Source organism: Caballeronia sp. EK, from assembly GCF_014384845.1.
Classification (GTDB): domain Bacteria; phylum Pseudomonadota; class Gammaproteobacteria; order Burkholderiales; family Burkholderiaceae; genus Caballeronia; species Caballeronia jiangsuensis.
Genome location: NZ_JACSUE010000004.1, coordinates 258,600 through 275,602, shown reverse-complemented (window position 1 = coordinate 275,602; position 17,003 = coordinate 258,600). Strand labels below are relative to the sequence as shown.

The following is a 17,003-nucleotide window of genomic DNA, read 5'->3' as shown; positions in this document are numbered from 1 at the left end:
AACGCATCTGAAACAGCGCTCATTACATGAATACCAGGGAGGCAGCGCATGTCAGTCAAACATCCGATCGTCGCGGTGACCGGTTCCAGCGGCGCCGGCACGACCACCGTCATGAAGAGCTTCACGCATATCTTCAGGCGCGAAAAAATCAATGCGCAGATCGTCGAAGGCGATGCGTTTCATCGTTACGATCGTCTCGGCATGCGCGAGGCGATGAAGCAGAGCGAGCGCGACGGGCGCGTCAATTTCAGCCACTTCGGGCCGGAAGCCAATCTGCTCGAAGAGCTCGAATCCTTGTTCGATACCTACGGCCGCACGGGCGGCGGCCAGTTTCGTCACTACGTGCACGATGAAGGCGAAGGCGCGCAGTACAAACAGGACGCGGGCACTTTCACGCCGTGGGAGGACGTCACGCCCGGCACCGACATGATGTTCTACGAGGGCCTGCACGGCGGCGCCGTGACCGACAAGGTCGATGTCGCGCGCCATGCGGATCTGCTCGTCGGCGTCGTGCCGATCATCAATCTCGAATGGATTCAGAAGCTGCATCGCGACCAGACGATGCGCGGTTATTCGCACGAGGCCGTGGTCGATACGATCCTGCGCCGCATGCCCGATTACGTGAACTACATCTGTCCGCAGTTCTCGCGCACGCATGTGAATTTTCAGCGCGTGCCGACCGTGGATACGTCGAACCCGTTCACCGCGCGCGAGATTCCGCAGCCTGACGAGAGCTTCGTCGTGATCCGCTTCGCGAAGCCGAAGGGCATCGACTTTCCCTATCTGCTGACGATGCTGCACGACTCGTTCATGTCGCGGCCGAATGTCATCGTCGTGCCCGGCGGCAAGATGGGTCTCGCGATGCAGCTCATCTTCACGCCGATGATTCTGCAACTACGCGACCGACGCGCGCGCGCCTAGAAAGACTTCTCATCTTGTATCAAAGGAGGCATCTCATGAATGCCGTCGCTGAAGCTTTGCCCAGACTTCACCGCTCACCCGATACGCGACAGATGGCGAACGCGCTGCGCATGCTCGCCGTCGATGCCGTCAGCCAGGCGAACTCCGGCCATCCCGGCATGCCGATGGGCATGGCGGAGATCGCGGTCGCGCTGTGGGGGCGTCATCTGAAGCACAATCCCGCCGATCCGGACTGGCCGGATCGCGACCGCTTCGTGCTGTCGAACGGTCATGGCTCGATGCTGCTCTATGCGCTCTTGCATCTGAGCGGCTATGACTTGTCCATCGACGAGATCAGGCGCTTTCGCCAGATGGGCAGCAAGACGCCGGGGCATCCGGAAGTGGGCGTGACGCCCGGCGTCGAAACGACGACCGGGCCGCTCGGTCAGGGATTGACGAATGCGGTCGGCATGGCGCTCGCCGAGGCCTTGCTCGCGCGCGAATTCAATCGGCCGGGACATGAGATCGTCGATCATCGCACGTATGTTTTCGTGGGCGATGGCTGTCTGATGGAAGGCGTGTCGCATGAAGCGGCGTCGCTCGCGGGCACGTTGCGGCTCGGCAAGCTCACCGTGCTCTATGACGACAACGGCATTTCGATCGATGGCCATGTCGATGGCTGGTTCACCGACGATACGCCGAAGCGCTTCGAATCGTACGGCTGGCACGTCGTGCGCGCGGTGGATGGCCACGATGTCGAAGACGTGTCGCGTGCGTTGCAGGAAGCGCGCGAGTCGGATCGTCCGACCCTGATCTGCTGCAAGACGGTGATTGGCCTGGGCGCGCCCAACATGGCCGGCACGCACGACGTGCACGGCGCGCCGCTTCCCGCCGACGAAGTCGAAGCGACGCGCCGCGCGCTCGACTGGACGCATGCGCCCTTCGAGATTCCGTCATCGGTTCGCGCGCTTTGGGACGCCCGCGAGGCCGGCGCGACAGCGCAGGAAGCGTGGCATCGCCGCATGGACGCGTATCGCCGTGTGTTTCCGGATGAGGCCGCCGAGTTCGAGCGTCGCGTGCGCGGCGCGCTGCCCGCGAACTGGCGCGACATGGCGCATGCGCTCGTGCGCGACGCGGATCGCGCGCGGCAGACGGTGGCGACGCGCAAGGCATCGCAACTCGCAATCGAAGGTCTGTCGCGCGCGTTGCCCGAACTGCTGGGCGGCTCGGCCGATCTGACCGGATCGAATCTCACGCGCTGGAAGGATGCGGTGGATGTGAGCGCAGCGCCCGAGAAGGGCAACTATATCCACTTCGGCGTGCGCGAGTTCGGCATGAGTGCGGTGCTGAACGGCGTCGCGCTGCATCGTGGCTATCTGCCGTTCGGCGGAACCTTCCTCACGTTTTCCGACTACTCGCGCAACGCGTTGCGTATGGCCGCGCTCATGAAAGCGCGCGTGGTTTTCGTCTTTACGCACGATTCGATCGGCCTTGGCGAAGATGGTCCGACTCATCAGCCGATCGAGCATGCCGCGAGCCTGCGCATGATTCCGGGCCTCGACGTATGGCGTCCCTGCGATACGGTCGAAACGATGCAGGCGTGGGTGAGCGCGGTCGAGCGCGACCGGCCTTCGTGCCTGCTGCTGTCGCGCCAGAACCTGCCTTTCGTGCCGCGCGATGAAGCGCAGATCGATGGCATCGAGCGCGGCGGCTACGTGCTTCTCGACTGGCCATCGACATGCGAACGCGATGCGCGCCGCGTCGTGCTGATTGCGACCGGCTCGGAAGTGGCGCTCGCGCTCGCGGCCGTCGAGCCGCTGAAGGAAGAGGGCATTCTCGCGCGCGTCGTGTCGATGCCATCGACGACCGTGTTCGATCGCCAGTGCAACGTGTGGCGCGAACGCGTGATGCCCGAAGGCGTGCCGCGCGTCGCCATCGAGGCGGGCGTCACGGCGTTCTGGCGGCAGTATGTCGGATTGAATGGCGGCGTGATCGGCATCGACCGCTTCGGCGAATCCGCGCCCGCGAGCGAATTGTTCGCGCACTTCGGCGTGACGACCGCCGCGCTCATCGATGAAGCGCGCCGCGTGGCGGCCTGAATCTTCGCACCCTGCATGGAGACATCACGATGGCTTTCATCGCATTGAGGCAGTTGCTGGATCACGCGGCGGAGCACGCTTATGGCGTGCCGGCCTTCAACGTCAATAACATGGAGCAGGTGCACGCGATCATGCAGGCGGCCGAGGCGACGAAGAGCCCGGTGATCCTGCAGGCTTCGGCGGGCGCGCGCAAGTATGCGGGAGAGCCGTATCTGCGGCATCTGGTGCTCGCGGCCGTCGAGGCGCATCCGGATATTCCGGTGGTCCTGCATCAGGATCACGGCGCGAGTCCGTCCGTTTGCCAGCAGGCGATACGCTCGGGCTTCACGTCCGTGATGATGGATGGCTCGCTCATGCCCGATCAGAAGACGCCCGCCGAATACGAGTACAACGTGGATGTGAGCCGGCGCGTCGTGGAGGCGGCGCATTCCGTGGGCGTGTCGGTGGAAGGCGAGCTGGGCTGTCTCGGATCGCTGGAAACGGGGCGCGCGGGCGAGGAAGATGGCGTCGGCGCGGAAGGTGCGTTGAGCCACGATCGATTGCTGACCGACCCCGACGAAGCGCGCGCGTTCGTCGAGGCGACGGGCATCGACGCGCTCGCGATCGCCATCGGCACTTCGCACGGCGCGTACAAGTTCAGCCGCCAGCCGACCGGCGATATCCTCGCGATCGATCGCATCGCCGAGATTCACGCGCGCATTCCGGACACGCATCTCGTGATGCACGGGTCTTCTTCGGTGCCGCAGGAATGGCTTGCGATCATTCGCGAGCACGGCGGCGAAATTCCGGCGACGTTCGGCGTGCCGGTGGAGGAAATTCGGCGCGGCATCGCAAACGGCGTGAGGAAGGTGAACATCGACACGGATATCCGCCTCGCGATGACCGGCGCGATGCGCAGGGCGATGGCGTCGGCGAAGTCGGAGTTCGATCCGCGGCATGCGTTGAAAGCGGCGACGGCGGCGGCGCGGGACTTGTGTATCGAGCGCTTCGAGGCGTTCGGGTGTGCGGGGCATGCTGATCGGATCAGGCCGATGGCGCTGGAGGCGATGGCGAAGCGATATCACTGAGGGAGCGCCGCTCGTTGGTTTGGGACGGGCGGCGCTGGCTCAGGCGGGGATCGTGGCGTCAAGGTATTCGGAAAGTTCACTGTCGACTGTCAGAAATCTGAGCACTTCCGTTCGCGCCTGCGCGACTAACAGACGATCGAACGGATCGCGATGCAGGTCAGGCATGTCCCGTACCGCGAGAGCATGTTTGAGCTGGACCGGAAGCACGATGAACGGTTGCGCTCCAAGCTCGTCGATGGTTCGTGCGGCGCGCGGGTCCAGCTTGCCGCGCGCCGCCTTGATCGACAGCTCCCAGATGGTGGCCGTACTGACGTACACCTGCTCCGCCTCATCTATCGACTTGCGAATACGAGCGGGTAGTCGCCGATCTTTCGACACACGCCAGATGTAGACGTGAGAATCGAGCAATACACGCATCATCGGCTCTCGTGAATGACGTTCGCCTCTTCCGGGAAAATAGGACCGTTGTACATCTGGTCGATGATGTCATCGGGCAAAGGCTTGAAGGATTCGTCCTCGAAGACGCTCTCGTCTTCGGGATCGAACACGATGATCGAACCGGTGGCTTCAGGTTTGTCGTTATCGAAATTCTTGACCGACCGTACCTTGAGCAACAGCACCGGACGCTCGCCACCGATAGCCACATCCTTTCCGTCCGCCACGAGATCGAGGAGCTTCTGCAAATCCTTCTGCGCCTCTTCAATACTGAAAATATACACGATTACTCCGGATAACTAACAAGAGATCCCATGCTATCCGACTCCGACCAACCCGCCAATATGCCGAACGGCCAACCCAGCAAATTGGGAGCTATCTCATGCCCACAGAATCTCCGACCGCGGAACTCGGCGCGACAGCCTCCGCATTCACGCTGCCCGCGACCGACGGCCAGACTTACACGCCCGACTCGCTGAAGGGCGCGAACGGTCTCGTCATCGTGTTCATGTGCAATCACTGCCCTTACGTGAAGGCCGCGATGCCGAATCTGATTCGCGATGCGCGGGCGCTGAAGGACATCGGAGTCAATGTGGCGGGCATCAATTCGAACGACGCGACCGTCTACACCGACGACGCATTCGATCGCATGGTCGCGCTCACGAAAGCATGGAACCTGCCGTTCCCTTATCTGCACGATGAAACGCAGGAGATCGCACGAGCCTACGGCGCGGTCTGCACGCCCGAATGCTTCGGCTTCGACCGCGATCTGCGGTTGAGATATCGCGGCCGTATCGACGCATCGCGCAAGGAAGCCTTGCCCGACGCGCGCCGCGATCTGTTCGAAGCGATGCGCGCGATAGCCGCAAACGGCGAAGCGCCCGAAGCGCAATACCCGGCGCTCGGATGCTCGATCAAATGGAAGCCCTAGCTCTTCTTTTTGGTGCTGCCGGGCGCATGCCACGCCATCAGATCCTCGTCCGGCCGATCGACTTCGCATCCCCAGTCGAGCGGCTGATCCTGATCGAAGCGCTTGCCTAGCTGCCAGGCGATCTCCGCGCGCGCAAGCTGCACGCCGAGATAAAACGCATGACCGCCATCGCTCTCGACCTTCAGCTCGGGGTAGAGCGCGAACGGATCGACCGCGACATGATGACCATCGCGGTTATAGACATGAATGCCGTCCGCCGATACCTGCACGCGAAAATTCGGATCGCGTATCGCGGCGGCGAGGGCGGCGATCTCGTCGGCGTTATACGGAAAAGGCCGTTTCGCATGCAGCGCCGACAGATCGGCGGAAATGCCTTTGGGCAGCGTCTGCGTTTCGCGTGCGGCATGCATCACGCGGCGCGCGACATCGGCTTCGCGAACGGCACGCCTTGCATGAAGACTCACCGAAGTCGTCAACACGGCAGCGATGCGCAACTCGGCCGCCATGCCGAACAGCACCGCGTTGATGCCGCTCGTGTCCGCCTCGGTCAGCTCGGTCACGTTGCCGACGCCCATCATGATCGGCACATCGGGATAGCGTTCGCGCAACGACACGTAACGCGCGATGGACGCCGCGAGCCCGAACGGAATCGGATCGAGAATCGGGTCGGCGAGAAAGGGGCGGCCGCGCTTCGTCATCGCTTCGATCGCGGCATCGAGCGAGGCGACGTCGGCGGGTTCGCGCGGCACCAGAATCGGCGTCGATGCAATTTCATCCGCGATCCACAACGTGTCGGCGTTGAGACTCATCACATAGTCCGCGCCCGCGCGTCCGCCGCGCACGAGCTCTTCATCGCGCATCGAATCGACGCTCACGCGAAAGCCTTGCTCCTTCAGCATCGCGACCGCATCTTCGAGATGCGGGAAGGGCGTCTCCGGTAGGCAGCCGACATCGATTACATCCGCGCCCTGACGCTTGTATTCGCGCGCGCGCGTCGCAATGCCGTCGAGATCGAGGCGCGGCGCATCGACGATCTCCGCGAAGATTTCCGTCTCGTAGCGCGACAGGTCCACATGCCGCGCTTCGCGCCCGAAAAACTGCGGCAAGTCCTTCACTTCCTCGGGGCCACGCTCGACCGTCACGCCGTAATGGGCGGTGAGGGCATCGAGATCGCCACGGCATCGGCCGGGCACGATCATGCGGCTCGTGCGTTCGCTCAAAGGCGTTTCGACGCGTCGCCGGATCATGTCGGCGGTCATCAGGCCCGCGACCTGCAGGCCGATCTCGCGGACTTCCCATGTGAAGGGCGAACCGGCGGCGGCGGGCGCGATGCTTTCGAGTACCTGATGAAGGCTCAACTGCGCGAGCCGCCCCGTCAGGAAGACGATGTGTTCCATGCGAGCTTCAGGTCCGACAGGCGTTGATCGAGCGCGGCCTTGAGATCGTCGAGCGAGCGGGCCACGGTGGTATGCGCGAAGCGCGCGAGCCGCTCGACGTTCTCGAACTCGATCGCGCGCGGCCTCACTTCGACCCATTCGTGCGGGGTCTGCGTGATGACGCTCGGCGCGGTATCGCATGCGAATACGATGCCCGGCACGCATTGCTTGCCGGCTTGCGCATAGAGGTTGGTGGGCAAGGTGTCGGAGATGCCGAACGCGCATTTGGCGACGGTATTGCTCGTCGCGGGCGCGATCACGACCGTGTGATATTCGCCGTGATAGATCATGCCGACGGGCACGCTGCTCGCGCTGTTGTCGCGAAACACCTTGAAGTGCTCGCGCAGCTTGGCGAGCGTCCAGCCGTAGAGCGGCAAAACTTCCTCGCCGGCAGCGGAAAGAAACAGATCGACGCCCGGCAGTTGCCGAGCGAGCGCGATCGACTCCTCCAGCATATGGCCGGAGCCGGTCACGCACCACGCGAAACGCGCGTCGGGCTTGAACTCGTCGAGCCGGCGGGCGGGCGTGGGTTCCGTCATGCGTCGGGCGTGTCGTGCGACAGTCGAATATGCAGACGATGCATCTTCCGGTACAGCGTATTGCGGCTGATACCGAGCACTTTCGCGACATTGCTCACGTTCCAGCGATGCTCGTCGAGCAATTGCAGCACGGTCTCGCGCTCCTTCACCTGGATCGCGTTGAGCGACGATGTATCGGCGTCTTCGGTCAGATGCGGCGCCGGCGCAACCGGTGCGCGCGCCGTAGTCTGCGTGATCGGTGCGGCGCCGTTCACGATCTCCGCCGGCAGATGCGCGCAGCGGATCTCGGGGCCGTCGCAGAGCGCGATCGCCATTTGCAGCACATGTCGCAACTGGCGGATGTTGCCCGGCCACGGATACGACAGCAGCGCCTGCCGCGCTTCGGCGGAGAGCGCGGGGGGATCGTCGGATTCGGTTTCGAGAATATGCGCGATGAGCGCGAGCGCATCGGCGCGTTCGCGCAGCGGCGGCAGATTGATCTCGATCCCGTTCAGCCGGTAATACAGGTCCTCGCGGAACATGCCCGTCTGCACGAGTTCGACGAGATTGCGGTGGCTCGCGCTGATCAACTGGAAATCCACCTTCACGATGGTTTCCGCGCCGAGCGGCGTGACCTCGTGCTCTTCGAGCACGCGCAGCAGACGCGCCTGCAACGTGAGCGGCATGTCGCCGATTTCATCGAGAAAGAGCGTGCCGCCGTTCGCCTGCACGATCTTGCCGCGCCGTCCTTCGCGCTGCGCGCCGGTGAATGCGCCCGCGCGATAACCGAACAACTCGCTTTCGATCAGATTCTCCGGCAGCGACGCGCAGTTCACCGCGACGAACGGACCCGTGCCGTTCGGGCTGATGCTGTGCAGCGCATTGGCGAACACTTCCTTGCCGGTGCCCGTCTGGCCGCGAAGGATGATTGGAATCTTGCGCTGGATCACGCGCGCGGCGAGCTGGATCTGCGAGGCCATGCGCGGATCGCCGAATTCCAGATGCGCGAGCTTGTCGAGACGGCCGGCGGTGGCCGTCTCGCGCATGTCCTTCTTCGGCGCCTTCGGGCGCGCGGCGGGCGCGGACAGGTCGCGCGAGACGGGATCGTTCATCAGGATGCGCGTCGCGCCGCTGCCGCCTTCGCGCGGCGTCTGCGCGGTGAGGAAGAAGCGGCTGTTGGCCTTCGCGCTATAGACCGTCACGGGGTGGAACGAGCCGCGGATGCTGCGCGCGATCATGTCCTCGAGCGATGCATTGAACGCTTCCTCGATGCGCTTGCCGCACAGTTCGCCGGGCGAGCGCAGATCGAGCTGGAAGAGTGCGCTGCGGCTTGCGGCGAGCACGACGCCATCGTCGCTGACGGCGAGCTTGCCCGCGTGCAGCGTGCCGACGAACTCGGGACGGCTGTGGAAGTGAATCATGTTCGCGTGCCGGTAGCGCGCATCGATCAGACGATTTTCGATCATCTGCCGCGACATGCCGACAAGCACGAGCGAATGCTGTTGCAGGAGCTTCGAGCGGCTCGTCACGTCGAGCACGCCGACGACGGTGCCACGCTCGTCGAAGATCGGCGCGGCCGAGCAGGTGAGCGAGGTGTAGCGCGGATAGAAGTGCTCGTGCTGGCATACGGCGATGCAATCGCGCTCGATGAGGCAAGTGCCCATGCCGTTGGTCCCGGCTTCGCGCTCGCTCCACAGCGCGCCGACGCGCAGGCCATCGGCCGCGACTGCTTCGCCGAACGGCACCGACGACACCTGATGCACGATGACGCCGTCCGCATCGACGAGCACGACGGCGAGTTCGGGGTCGGCGAGCTGCTGATACAACGTCGTCATTTCCAGCTTCGAGCACGCGATGAGATCGGTCGCGGCTTCGCGGCGATCGTTGAGCTCGTGCTGCGTGAGCACGGGCGGCATGACGAAGCGGCCCGGATCGAGCCTGAATTCCGTGAGGCACCGCAGCCACGATTGCGCGACCGAATCGCTGGCGCGGCGTGCGGCCAGCGGATTATTGACGATGTTCAGCACTTCCCGGACATGCGTGTCTACGTCAGCAAGCGACGACATGGGGGCAAGTCTCCGTTGCGCCGCGTTCCGGTGCGCGCGTGTCGCGCGGCCGTCCGGCGCCGAATCTGTTGTGTTTTACGCTGGCGCTGCGGCTTTCTCTGCCTGTTTCGATTTCGCGGATATTTCCGCTCGCAGGCGCGCCTCGTGGCCGGGTGGTCGGGATGGTTCAGGTGCTGTCTGGGACCCAATCCGGCCCGGTTCTCAAAAACTTTACATCCTTAGACGCGTAGGTTCAATAAGTAGTCGCATAGAGTAGGGCGAACTCGCCCGGTTTTTGCTTGCAGCTTACGGATGACTTCGGCGATGGGCGTCGGGGGTTCTTTAGGGCCGCTTTGCGCGGCGATGAGCATATGGGCCGATTCGAACCGATTCGCGAAGCTGTTTATGTTGCGCCGCAACCTGCTCTTTCCGATGGGCGCGCTGGCGGTGCGATGGATATCGTGTATATCGAGGGACTTACGGGGCAGACCGTTATCGGAATCGACACGAGCGAGCTGCATGATCCGCAGCCGGTGCGGCTTAGTCTCGCGATTGGCGTGCCCTCGATTCGCGCTTGCGTGACCGATCGGATCGAAGATACGGTGAATTATGCGGCAGTGCGGGAGGCGGTTCTTTCGCTGCTCGCGTCGCATGGGTTGCAGTTGCTTGAGGCGCTGGCTGAGCGCATCGCACAGCGGGTCATCGCGGATTTCGGGGCGCATTGGGTGCGGGTCGAGCTTGCCAAGCCCGCGAAGTTTGATGATGTCGAGGCGGTGGGGGTTGTGATCGAAAGGCGGCGGGTTGTCGATGGTCGGGGTGGGGGTGGGCCCGTTAGTCTTGCCTGGATTGGGCGGGGGTATGTGCCGGGGTGAGTTGGTTTTGGTCGCCGGATCCCGTATTCGTGTCGGTCTATTAGCACTGCCCCTCCCCGGGGCGGGGGTCACTTTCTTTGCTGCTGCAAAGAAAGTAACCAAAGAAAGCAGCTCGTTCAGGCCCGCGGTCACACGCACGTTGGCCATGCTTGCCAGCCCGCGGTGGCACTCGCCTAAGTGTCGCCCTCACAGGCCCAACCGGGCTTGGCTCGCGCACGGTCTGACGAGCTAGACGTTTTAGCGCGCTGGTTCAGCACCAAACAGCTTCGGCACAGCGCTACGCGCTGCCGTTGGGTATGCGAGGGAAACCGTCGAAGAAGAAGCGTGCGCAGACCCGATTGACCGGTCGGCCGCGTAGCGGGCCGGAGCTATTTGGTGCTGAACCAGTTTGTTCTGTGGTGCGATGTGTCAGACCGTGCGCGATCCAAGCCCCGCGAGACCTACGAGGGCACTCGCTATAGCCGGGCCATTAGGCCAATCGCCTGTGCCGCGGCCGGTGTGAAGTGCTTAGGCTGGGGATAGCTGTTTCTTTGGTTACTTTCTTTGCAGCAGCAAAGAAAGTGACCCCCGCCCCGGGGAGGGGCAGAGCTAATAGACCGACGCGAAATCAGGACTTCACGGAACCGGGACCCGCCGAAAAAAACCTCACTTCGCCGCAGCCTTCTGAATCCCGCAAGCCTTATAAGCATCCCTCTGCAACTCCCGAAACTTCCTGGTCTGAGCCTTAGCCCGATCGACACGAAACTCCGCCCCACCTTCCCCGCCTAAAGCCGCGTATTTAGAAAACGTAGACTGCTCGACATAGTCGTCATAAGTCAACACCTGAGCGATCTTGTCGATCGCACACGAGCACTTGTACACGTTGGCGAAATCGTGCCCATTGTCGTCCATGCATCCGAGGACATATTCCACGCGCCCTTCGGTCGGATAATCGTGACTCTTGGCGGGCGCGCCACCCCCGGTACCCGTCGCGGCGATCGACAGCGGCGAAATCAGCGAGAGGCAGGTGAGCACCGTCAACGCGCAGCAACGTGGGGTCATGCGATAAGCCTCGTAGTTGTAATGATCCAGTTCGGCCGGCACGCAAACAGCAGCTACGTACCGGCCACGCACCGCTTCAGTCCGGCGAGAACGGATGCGACATCGTTCCCTTCTTCGATACTACCTCTTGCGCCGACGGCTCGCCCGCCACCGCGCGCGCGAGCGCTTCCTTCGTCGCCTGATAGTTGAAGTCGTGGATCTTCTGGTCGTCGTCCGCCTCCCAGTGGATGAACACGCCGACGCAGATGAACAGGTCGTCGGCTTCATCGGCGGGAATGACGCCGCCTTCCACACTGTCGGCGACGGCCATCGCCACCGCGCGCTGCGCCGGGCCGAACATCTGCACCGCCTGTTTCGCGCCCTTGATCGTCACCTTGTTGAATAGAATCGTGTTCGGCTTGGTCAATAGATTCGGCGCGACCACCGCGAGCAGCGACGTGAAGCCATCCTTGTTGTTCGTGAGCGCGTGGCAGAACGCGGTCTCGGCAGCGGAACCTCGCGGTCCGATGATCAAGTCGATGTGCGCGACTTCGTTGCCATCGCCGACGAGCGACTCTCCTACCATGACGCGGTTGATCTTGGCCATGCTGTTCCTCCAGTGATGTGTGGTTCCAGGGACTAGCGACTTGCTCTCGACTCGCGACGGTAAGAATCAAAGCCGCGCAAGGCTCAGGGTTCGACCGGCGTTCCGATCCGACCGCTCAACCGCGAAACTCCTAACATGTTCCGTGCCAATTTTTTGTCCGCGCGGGCAGACTTCATGCATTCATTGTCGATATCACCAGCCCGACGAAGAGCGTCGCCACCGCGAGGTCCGCGCTCGTGCCCGGATTGATGCCGCGCGCCTTCAGTTCGGCATCCCAGTCGTCGAGCGCCGGCGACTCGACAGGGCTGCCCGCCGAGCGCCAGTTCGCGCGATGCCGCGCCGCGTCGCGGGTGACACTTTGCGCCACCGCCGCGCCCTGCTTGCGCACTATGTGCGAATCGGGCCAGCCAGAGAGAAACGCGAGGAACGCGTCGAGCATCGCGCGATGTTCCGTCGACGCCGTGACCGGGCCCGCCGCGCCGAATACATCGGCGAAACCGTTCTCATATTGACGCGCGATGCTGTCGCGATCCGCCGCGAGCGTCATCGCCGCGCGCAAGGTCACGGTCGGCGGCGCGTGGACAGGCTGCTCGGGCGCGTCGCCCAGGCCGCCCGGATTGGCGAGCGCAATCGCACGATAGGCGAGGCGCGCATCGTCGATGTCCAGCTCCGCGAGCACGCGCTCCGTCGCCCGATGCCAGCGCGCCGCATCGACCGGTTCGTTCGCATCGAAACGCTCCAGCGCGGCGCACAAGGGCGCGGCGAGCAGCACGATGCCGAGATTCGTATTGCAGCCGGCTGCATCGAAGGTGCGGCGCACGGCGTCGAGAATGCGCGCGCCCACGCGTGCATGCGGCGTGAAGAGGCCCGCCGCCGCCGCGCCCGCGCTCGCGATGAATTGCGCCGACGTCATGCCGTGTCCCGCGCTCGCGACGCTTACGTTGCCCGGCTTTCTCGTCTCGACGTCGAGGCGGCACGCGCGCAGGAACGCGGTGCGCGCGCGGATGGCGAGCGGTGCGTCAGAAGCGCTCATTGCCGCTGGCGAGCGCGAGCGCGCCTTTCGATGCAGGCAGCTTGCGATCGAGCAGATCGTCCACGATGAGCGCCGCGATATCGACCGGCGTCACCGTTTGCAGGCCGCGCCACGCCGCCACGCCGTTCACTTCGAGCACGACCGGCCGCCCGCCCTCCGAGGCAATCAGATCGACGCCCGCGTAATCGAGCCCGAGCGCCGACGTCGCGCGCACGGCGATATCCGCGAGGGCGGGTGACAGTTCCGCTGCCTCGCAGCGCGCGCCGCGCGCGAAGTTGTGAATCCAGTCCTCGCCGCCGACGCGCTTCATCGCCGCCACCGCTCGCCCGCCGATCACGAGGACGCGCCAGTCGAAGCCGGGCGCGCCTGCATCGACATAGCGCTGGAGATAGGCGACCTGACTGAAGGATTTGAGCGACGGCAATTTCAAGCCGGGCTTCTTCAGCCCCTTGCCTTGCGAACCGAAGAGCGGCTTCATCACGACCTGACGGCCCGCCGCCGCTTCGCGCATCAGCACGCGCTGCGCATGCGCCGGGGATTCGCCGGCCCACGTCGCGGGCGTCGGCACGCCGTAGCGATTGAGCAGGAAGCTCGTCATCGACTTGTCGACGCTGCGCTCGATCGCGCGCGCATCGTTATAGACGGGCACGCCGCATTCGCGCAGCGCGTGCAGGATGCCGAGCCTCAACGTCACCTGTTCGAACGTGCCGCCCGCGATGCCTCGTACCAATACCGCATCGGGCAGCGTGTGACCGAAGCCGGGAATCGCGAGTCCGTGCGGCTTCCATGTCGTGTCGATGCGGCAATCCGCGAGATCGACGCAGCGCGCCTCCACATCGCGCGCGCGGAAGGCTTTTTTAAGGCGTCCGGTGTGCCAGCCGGTTTCGTCGGTCATGATGGCCACACGCAATGCCGGCACGCTCATGACGCGCTCCATTGCTTCTCCAGCAGCGCTTTATCGACCTTACCGCCGTGATACGTCGCGCCGCTTTCCAGGCTCGACACCCACACTTCGGCGGGCGCGAACAGCGCCGGGTCGATCTGGTAGAAGTCGTAGTGGAACGACGTGAAGATGTCGGCGAACGGACGGCCATAGTCGCGCGCATTCGACGACGGCAATTCGGCCGCAAGGCGCTTCGCGACGGCATCGCCCTTCACGGTCAGATGCACGCGGCCGCCGTAGAGAATCGCGTCGTTGGTGCGGCCCATCGCCTGAATGCCGTCGGGCGCGGGCGGCGGAAGCGGCGCGCTGCCGCTGCCCTCGACGATTTCCGCGAGATCGACGCCCAGCACGTGCGTCTTGTGCAGCGCAACTTCCACGACGCGCGCAACGACCTGCACCGTGCCCGCCACAGACTGTGTCGGCGTCACGGCGATCACGAGACGCTCCGGCGCGAGGCCGCAATCGTTGAGCACCTTGTCGATGACGACCTGCGGCGGCAGACGATCCACCTCCATCACGAGCGCGCCGCGATCGTGCCGGTCGCGATAACCGAGTTCGTCGAATAGCGGCTCCTTGCACGCGAGCGCGCGCGCCGGACCCGAACCGAGCGAGAAGAATTTCTTGCCGCCCGTCTGTTCCTTGGTCGCCGAAAGGCTCCAGCCCGCGTACTGGCTCGCGAGGCAAGCGAGGACCGGATTGCTCGTATGCACCTCGATGAAAACCGGCCAGAGCGGCGCGCTATCCAGGGCGACGCGCCGCGCGACGCGCCCGAGGCCGCCCATGCAGATGCGCGCGATCAGGATGCCCGCGTCGGCGCTGCCTTTGGCGTTCACGCCCGCATCGACGATCACGGTGCCGCCGTCCGTGCGCGTCACATCGACGTGAAGGCGCGCGGCATCGTCGATGAGACGCGCGACGAGCCGCTCGCTCGATGCGTTGACGCTCATCGCGGCGTCGGCCTGGAAAGTTGAAGTCATGGTCTGGATAAGGTGTCGATGCGTTGCAGGAGGCGCGCGTGCTCGCGGTCCAGCGCGTCGCGCAAGTCGGAGAACGCGGGCGCGGACACGGTCATCGTGCAGACCGGCTGGCCCGCTTCGATGCGCGCGCCGACGAGCGGCACGTCGTGGCACGCGGGATCGTCGAAACATGCGTCGCTGAATGCGCGCGATGCGGTAAAGCCTTCGTGCGCGAACACGACGCGCTGCCCCGCGTGAAGCGGCGGCGTGTGCGCGGCCGTGTCGGGCGCGTGCGGCAGCTCGCCGTGCAGACACGCGTCCAGATGCGCGCCGATCAGTCCGCGCGGCCACGCGTCGGGCCACGCTGCTTCGTAAAGCGCCATCGTCGAGGACGGGCGCGTGTTGATTTCGAGCACGCTGAACGTGTCGCCGTCGAGCAGGAAGTCGATGCTGTTGAGGCCGGTCAGGTCCGTTTGCCAGACGATCCTGTCGATGGCCCCGACGATGCGCGCCGCGATCTGCCGCGGCAAGCGCACCGGCCCGAGCGAGCCCGCGTGCACGAAGGGCAGGCGTCCCGCTGCGACCGTCAGTTGCTCCGCGAAGCCGATCACCGTGGCTTCGCGATGCGCGGCGACGAAGAGCGCGGACATCGAACGGCCTTGCGCGAGCCGCTGAAAATACGCGTCGGCGGGTATGCGTTCGACTGCATCGGCCCATTCGATATGCGTGCCGCCGCAACCGTCGGAGCGCTTGACGAGCCATCCGTGGCGATCGTCGGGAGGCGTGTAGCGCACTTCCGGATGCGCGATGTGCGCCTCGTCGAGCAAGGCGAAAAAGCGCCGCGGATCGCGCACCGCGGCCGCCTGCGCCCCGTTGCCGATGAAGCGCGGCACGCGCGGCGCGCGCGCGAGTTCGCCCGCGAGCGATTCGAGGCCGCTCGTCACGATGAGGCCGAGCATGCGCGGCAGGCGCGCCGCGCGTTCGAGCGCATCGTAGAGACGCGCGCGATCGATCGACAGACCATTGCCGCCGATATCGAACCACATGCCCGCGTGCTCGCGCGTGTCGCGGTCGCCGAAAATATCGAGCGCGACGACGTTCAGCCCCGCGCGCGCCGCCGATTGCGCGACGAGCCGCGCAGAAAGTCCCGCGACGGCGACACGTGGCGCGCGGGCGACATCGGCGGGTGTCATGAGCTTTGTCCGGCGACGATCGCGCGGGCTTCGTCGAATGCTTCCGGAAAGCCGAGATAAACGGGCTTGCCGCCCGTGCGCATGCGCAAAAAGAGCCGATGCTCGGCCTGATATTTCACATTGCCGATCGCGAGCGCGCCGATGCCGACGGCGTCCTGACGCGCCGCGCCCGCGAGCGGCTTGCCGTCGTCCATCACGTTGACGCCGGCGATGCCTTCGGGCGGCACGGCGTTGACATCGGCGGCGATCAGGAGGTTCTTCGCGTGCGCGAGATCGGCGGACTTCATCACCTGCACGCCCGCGACGGCGGTGGCGAACACCACTTCCGCGCGCGCGAGCTCGCGATGCAACTGATCGGGCGAGCCGGTCGCGACGCCCGAGGTCGCGATATCGAAGCGGCGATTGATCTCGTCGCTCACCTGCGTCGCGCGCGACTGGCTCGAATGGCTCGCCACGGCGACGTCCGCGCCGAGCGATGCGGCCATCGCCGCCGCCACGCGCCCGACTGCGCCCGTGCCGCCGAGTATCAGCACGCGCTTGCCGCCGAGATCGACCGAATGCGCGGCGCGCAGATGCTTTTCCGCGAGCGCGACGAGCGCGGCGGCCGTGGTGTACGCGCCGCTCGGATCGGTGAAAACGGAGACTTCGAAGGGCGGGACCATTGCGTTGCGGGCTTTTTCGAGCATGTCGGCGGCGAGCATCACGTCCCGTCCGCCGATGAAGATGCCGGTGCGCGACACGCCCTTCGGCCCGCGCGAGAAGATCGCGTCCTGCGTGAGCTGCACGACGCTGTCCTCATCGACATTGCAGTAGGGCACGAGGATCTGATAGCCCGCGTCGGCGGCCATGTTCACGTCGAACGGGCTCATTTGCGGCGTGCTGGTGAACATGTGCAGGACGTAGGGTCTTTCGGTGGCTTCGGGCATGGCGATGGACTCGTTGGGCGTG

At 64.7% G+C, this 17,003-nt stretch carries 17 protein-coding genes; 5 read left to right on the top strand and 12 right to left on the bottom strand.

Features of this window, described 5'->3' with window-relative positions:
- The first annotated feature begins 48 nt into the window (after positions 1 to 48).
- The 3 genes from IAG25_RS13570 to fba are packed head-to-tail and all read left to right on the top strand — an operon-like array spanning position 49 to position 4,066.
- The gene (locus IAG25_RS13570) at positions 49 to 921 is read left to right on the top strand and encodes a phosphoribulokinase (RefSeq protein ID WP_187605312.1); all 873 of its coding nucleotides are present in this window, start codon (positions 49 to 51) and stop codon (positions 919 to 921) included.
- A gap of 35 nt (positions 922 to 956) precedes the next feature.
- On the top strand, positions 957 to 2,999 hold the full coding sequence (gene tkt, locus IAG25_RS13565; protein WP_187605311.1) for a transketolase: 2,043 nt from the start codon (positions 957 to 959) through the stop codon (positions 2,997 to 2,999).
- Between the two features lie 29 nt (positions 3,000 to 3,028).
- On the top strand, positions 3,029 to 4,066 hold the full coding sequence (fba, locus tag IAG25_RS13560) for a class II fructose-bisphosphate aldolase (protein ID WP_187605310.1): 1,038 nt from the start codon (positions 3,029 to 3,031) through the stop codon (positions 4,064 to 4,066).
- Positions 4,067 to 4,105: 39 nt separating this feature from the next.
- On the opposite strand, the gene IAG25_RS13555 is transcribed toward fba, so the two are convergent.
- Both IAG25_RS13555 and IAG25_RS13550 read right to left on the bottom strand, forming a co-directional pair.
- Entirely contained in the window at positions 4,106 to 4,486 is a 381-nt protein-coding gene (locus tag IAG25_RS13555; RefSeq protein WP_309243938.1) for a type II toxin-antitoxin system VapC family toxin, read from the bottom strand.
- Positions 4,483 to 4,785 carry a hypothetical protein gene (locus tag IAG25_RS13550; RefSeq protein WP_029672361.1) on the bottom strand — a complete coding sequence of 101 codons (303 nt, stop codon included), beginning with the start codon at positions 4,783 to 4,785 and terminating at the stop codon, positions 4,483 to 4,485. The genes IAG25_RS13555 and IAG25_RS13550 overlap by 4 nt, the downstream gene beginning before the upstream one ends.
- A gap of 98 nt (positions 4,786 to 4,883) precedes the next feature.
- On the opposite strand from IAG25_RS13550, the gene IAG25_RS13545 reads away from it, so the two are divergent.
- A complete protein-coding gene (locus tag IAG25_RS13545; RefSeq protein WP_187605309.1) occupies positions 4,884 to 5,432 on the top strand; it encodes a thioredoxin family protein in 549 nt (182 codons plus the stop codon).
- Here IAG25_RS13545 and IAG25_RS13540 read toward each other — a convergent pair.
- From IAG25_RS13540 to IAG25_RS13530, 3 genes are read right to left on the bottom strand one after another with little or no spacing between them, the layout of a single operon-like run.
- The gene (locus IAG25_RS13540; protein ID WP_187605308.1) at positions 5,429 to 6,829 is read right to left on the bottom strand and encodes a DUF6513 domain-containing protein; all 1,401 of its coding nucleotides are present in this window, start codon (positions 6,827 to 6,829) and stop codon (positions 5,429 to 5,431) included. The genes IAG25_RS13545 and IAG25_RS13540 overlap by 4 nt on opposite strands.
- The gene (locus tag IAG25_RS13535; protein ID WP_187605307.1) at positions 6,808 to 7,407 is read right to left on the bottom strand and encodes a flavoprotein; all 600 of its coding nucleotides are present in this window, start codon (positions 7,405 to 7,407) and stop codon (positions 6,808 to 6,810) included. The genes IAG25_RS13540 and IAG25_RS13535 overlap by 22 nt, the downstream gene beginning before the upstream one ends.
- The gene (locus tag IAG25_RS13530) at positions 7,404 to 9,452 is read right to left on the bottom strand and encodes a sigma-54-dependent Fis family transcriptional regulator (protein ID WP_029672357.1); all 2,049 of its coding nucleotides are present in this window, start codon (positions 9,450 to 9,452) and stop codon (positions 7,404 to 7,406) included. The genes IAG25_RS13535 and IAG25_RS13530 overlap by 4 nt, the downstream gene beginning before the upstream one ends.
- A 350-nt stretch (positions 9,453 to 9,802) precedes the next feature.
- On the opposite strand from IAG25_RS13530, the gene IAG25_RS13525 reads away from it, so the two are divergent.
- Positions 9,803 to 10,303 (top strand): dihydroneopterin aldolase, encoded by a 501-nt coding sequence (locus IAG25_RS13525; protein ID WP_255503678.1) that lies wholly within the window; start codon positions 9,803 to 9,805, stop codon positions 10,301 to 10,303.
- A 645-nt stretch (positions 10,304 to 10,948) separates the two neighbouring features.
- Here IAG25_RS13525 and IAG25_RS13520 read toward each other — a convergent pair.
- The 7 genes from IAG25_RS13520 to IAG25_RS13490 form a co-directional block, all read right to left on the bottom strand.
- Complete coding sequence (locus IAG25_RS13520) at positions 10,949 to 11,344, bottom strand: hypothetical protein (RefSeq protein ID WP_187605616.1); 396 nt, start codon at positions 11,342 to 11,344, stop codon at positions 10,949 to 10,951.
- A 76-nt stretch (positions 11,345 to 11,420) separates the two neighbouring features.
- A complete protein-coding gene (gene fae, locus IAG25_RS13515) occupies positions 11,421 to 11,930 on the bottom strand; it encodes a formaldehyde-activating enzyme (protein ID WP_029672354.1) in 510 nt (169 codons plus the stop codon).
- Positions 11,931 to 12,102: 172 nt separating this feature from the next.
- Positions 12,103 to 12,963, bottom strand: coding sequence for a triphosphoribosyl-dephospho-CoA synthase (locus tag IAG25_RS13510; protein ID WP_187605306.1), 861 nt, complete (start codon positions 12,961 to 12,963; stop codon positions 12,103 to 12,105).
- Entirely contained in the window at positions 12,950 to 13,888 is a 939-nt protein-coding gene (locus IAG25_RS13505; RefSeq protein WP_255503677.1) for an ATP-grasp domain-containing protein, read from the bottom strand. The genes IAG25_RS13510 and IAG25_RS13505 overlap by 14 nt, the downstream gene beginning before the upstream one ends.
- A complete protein-coding gene (gene mch, locus IAG25_RS13500) occupies positions 13,885 to 14,883 on the bottom strand; it encodes a methenyltetrahydromethanopterin cyclohydrolase (RefSeq protein ID WP_187605304.1) in 999 nt (332 codons plus the stop codon). Before mch ends, IAG25_RS13505 begins: the two co-directional genes overlap by 4 nt.
- Positions 14,880 to 16,055, bottom strand: a complete 1,176-nt coding sequence (locus IAG25_RS13495) for an ATP-grasp domain-containing protein (RefSeq protein ID WP_187605303.1) — start codon at positions 16,053 to 16,055, stop codon at positions 14,880 to 14,882. Before IAG25_RS13495 ends, mch begins: the two co-directional genes overlap by 4 nt.
- Positions 16,052 to 16,981 (bottom strand): NAD(P)-dependent methylenetetrahydromethanopterin dehydrogenase, encoded by a 930-nt coding sequence (locus tag IAG25_RS13490; RefSeq protein ID WP_035510865.1) that lies wholly within the window; start codon positions 16,979 to 16,981, stop codon positions 16,052 to 16,054. The genes IAG25_RS13495 and IAG25_RS13490 overlap by 4 nt, the downstream gene beginning before the upstream one ends.
- Between the last annotated feature and the right edge of the window lie 22 nt (positions 16,982 to 17,003).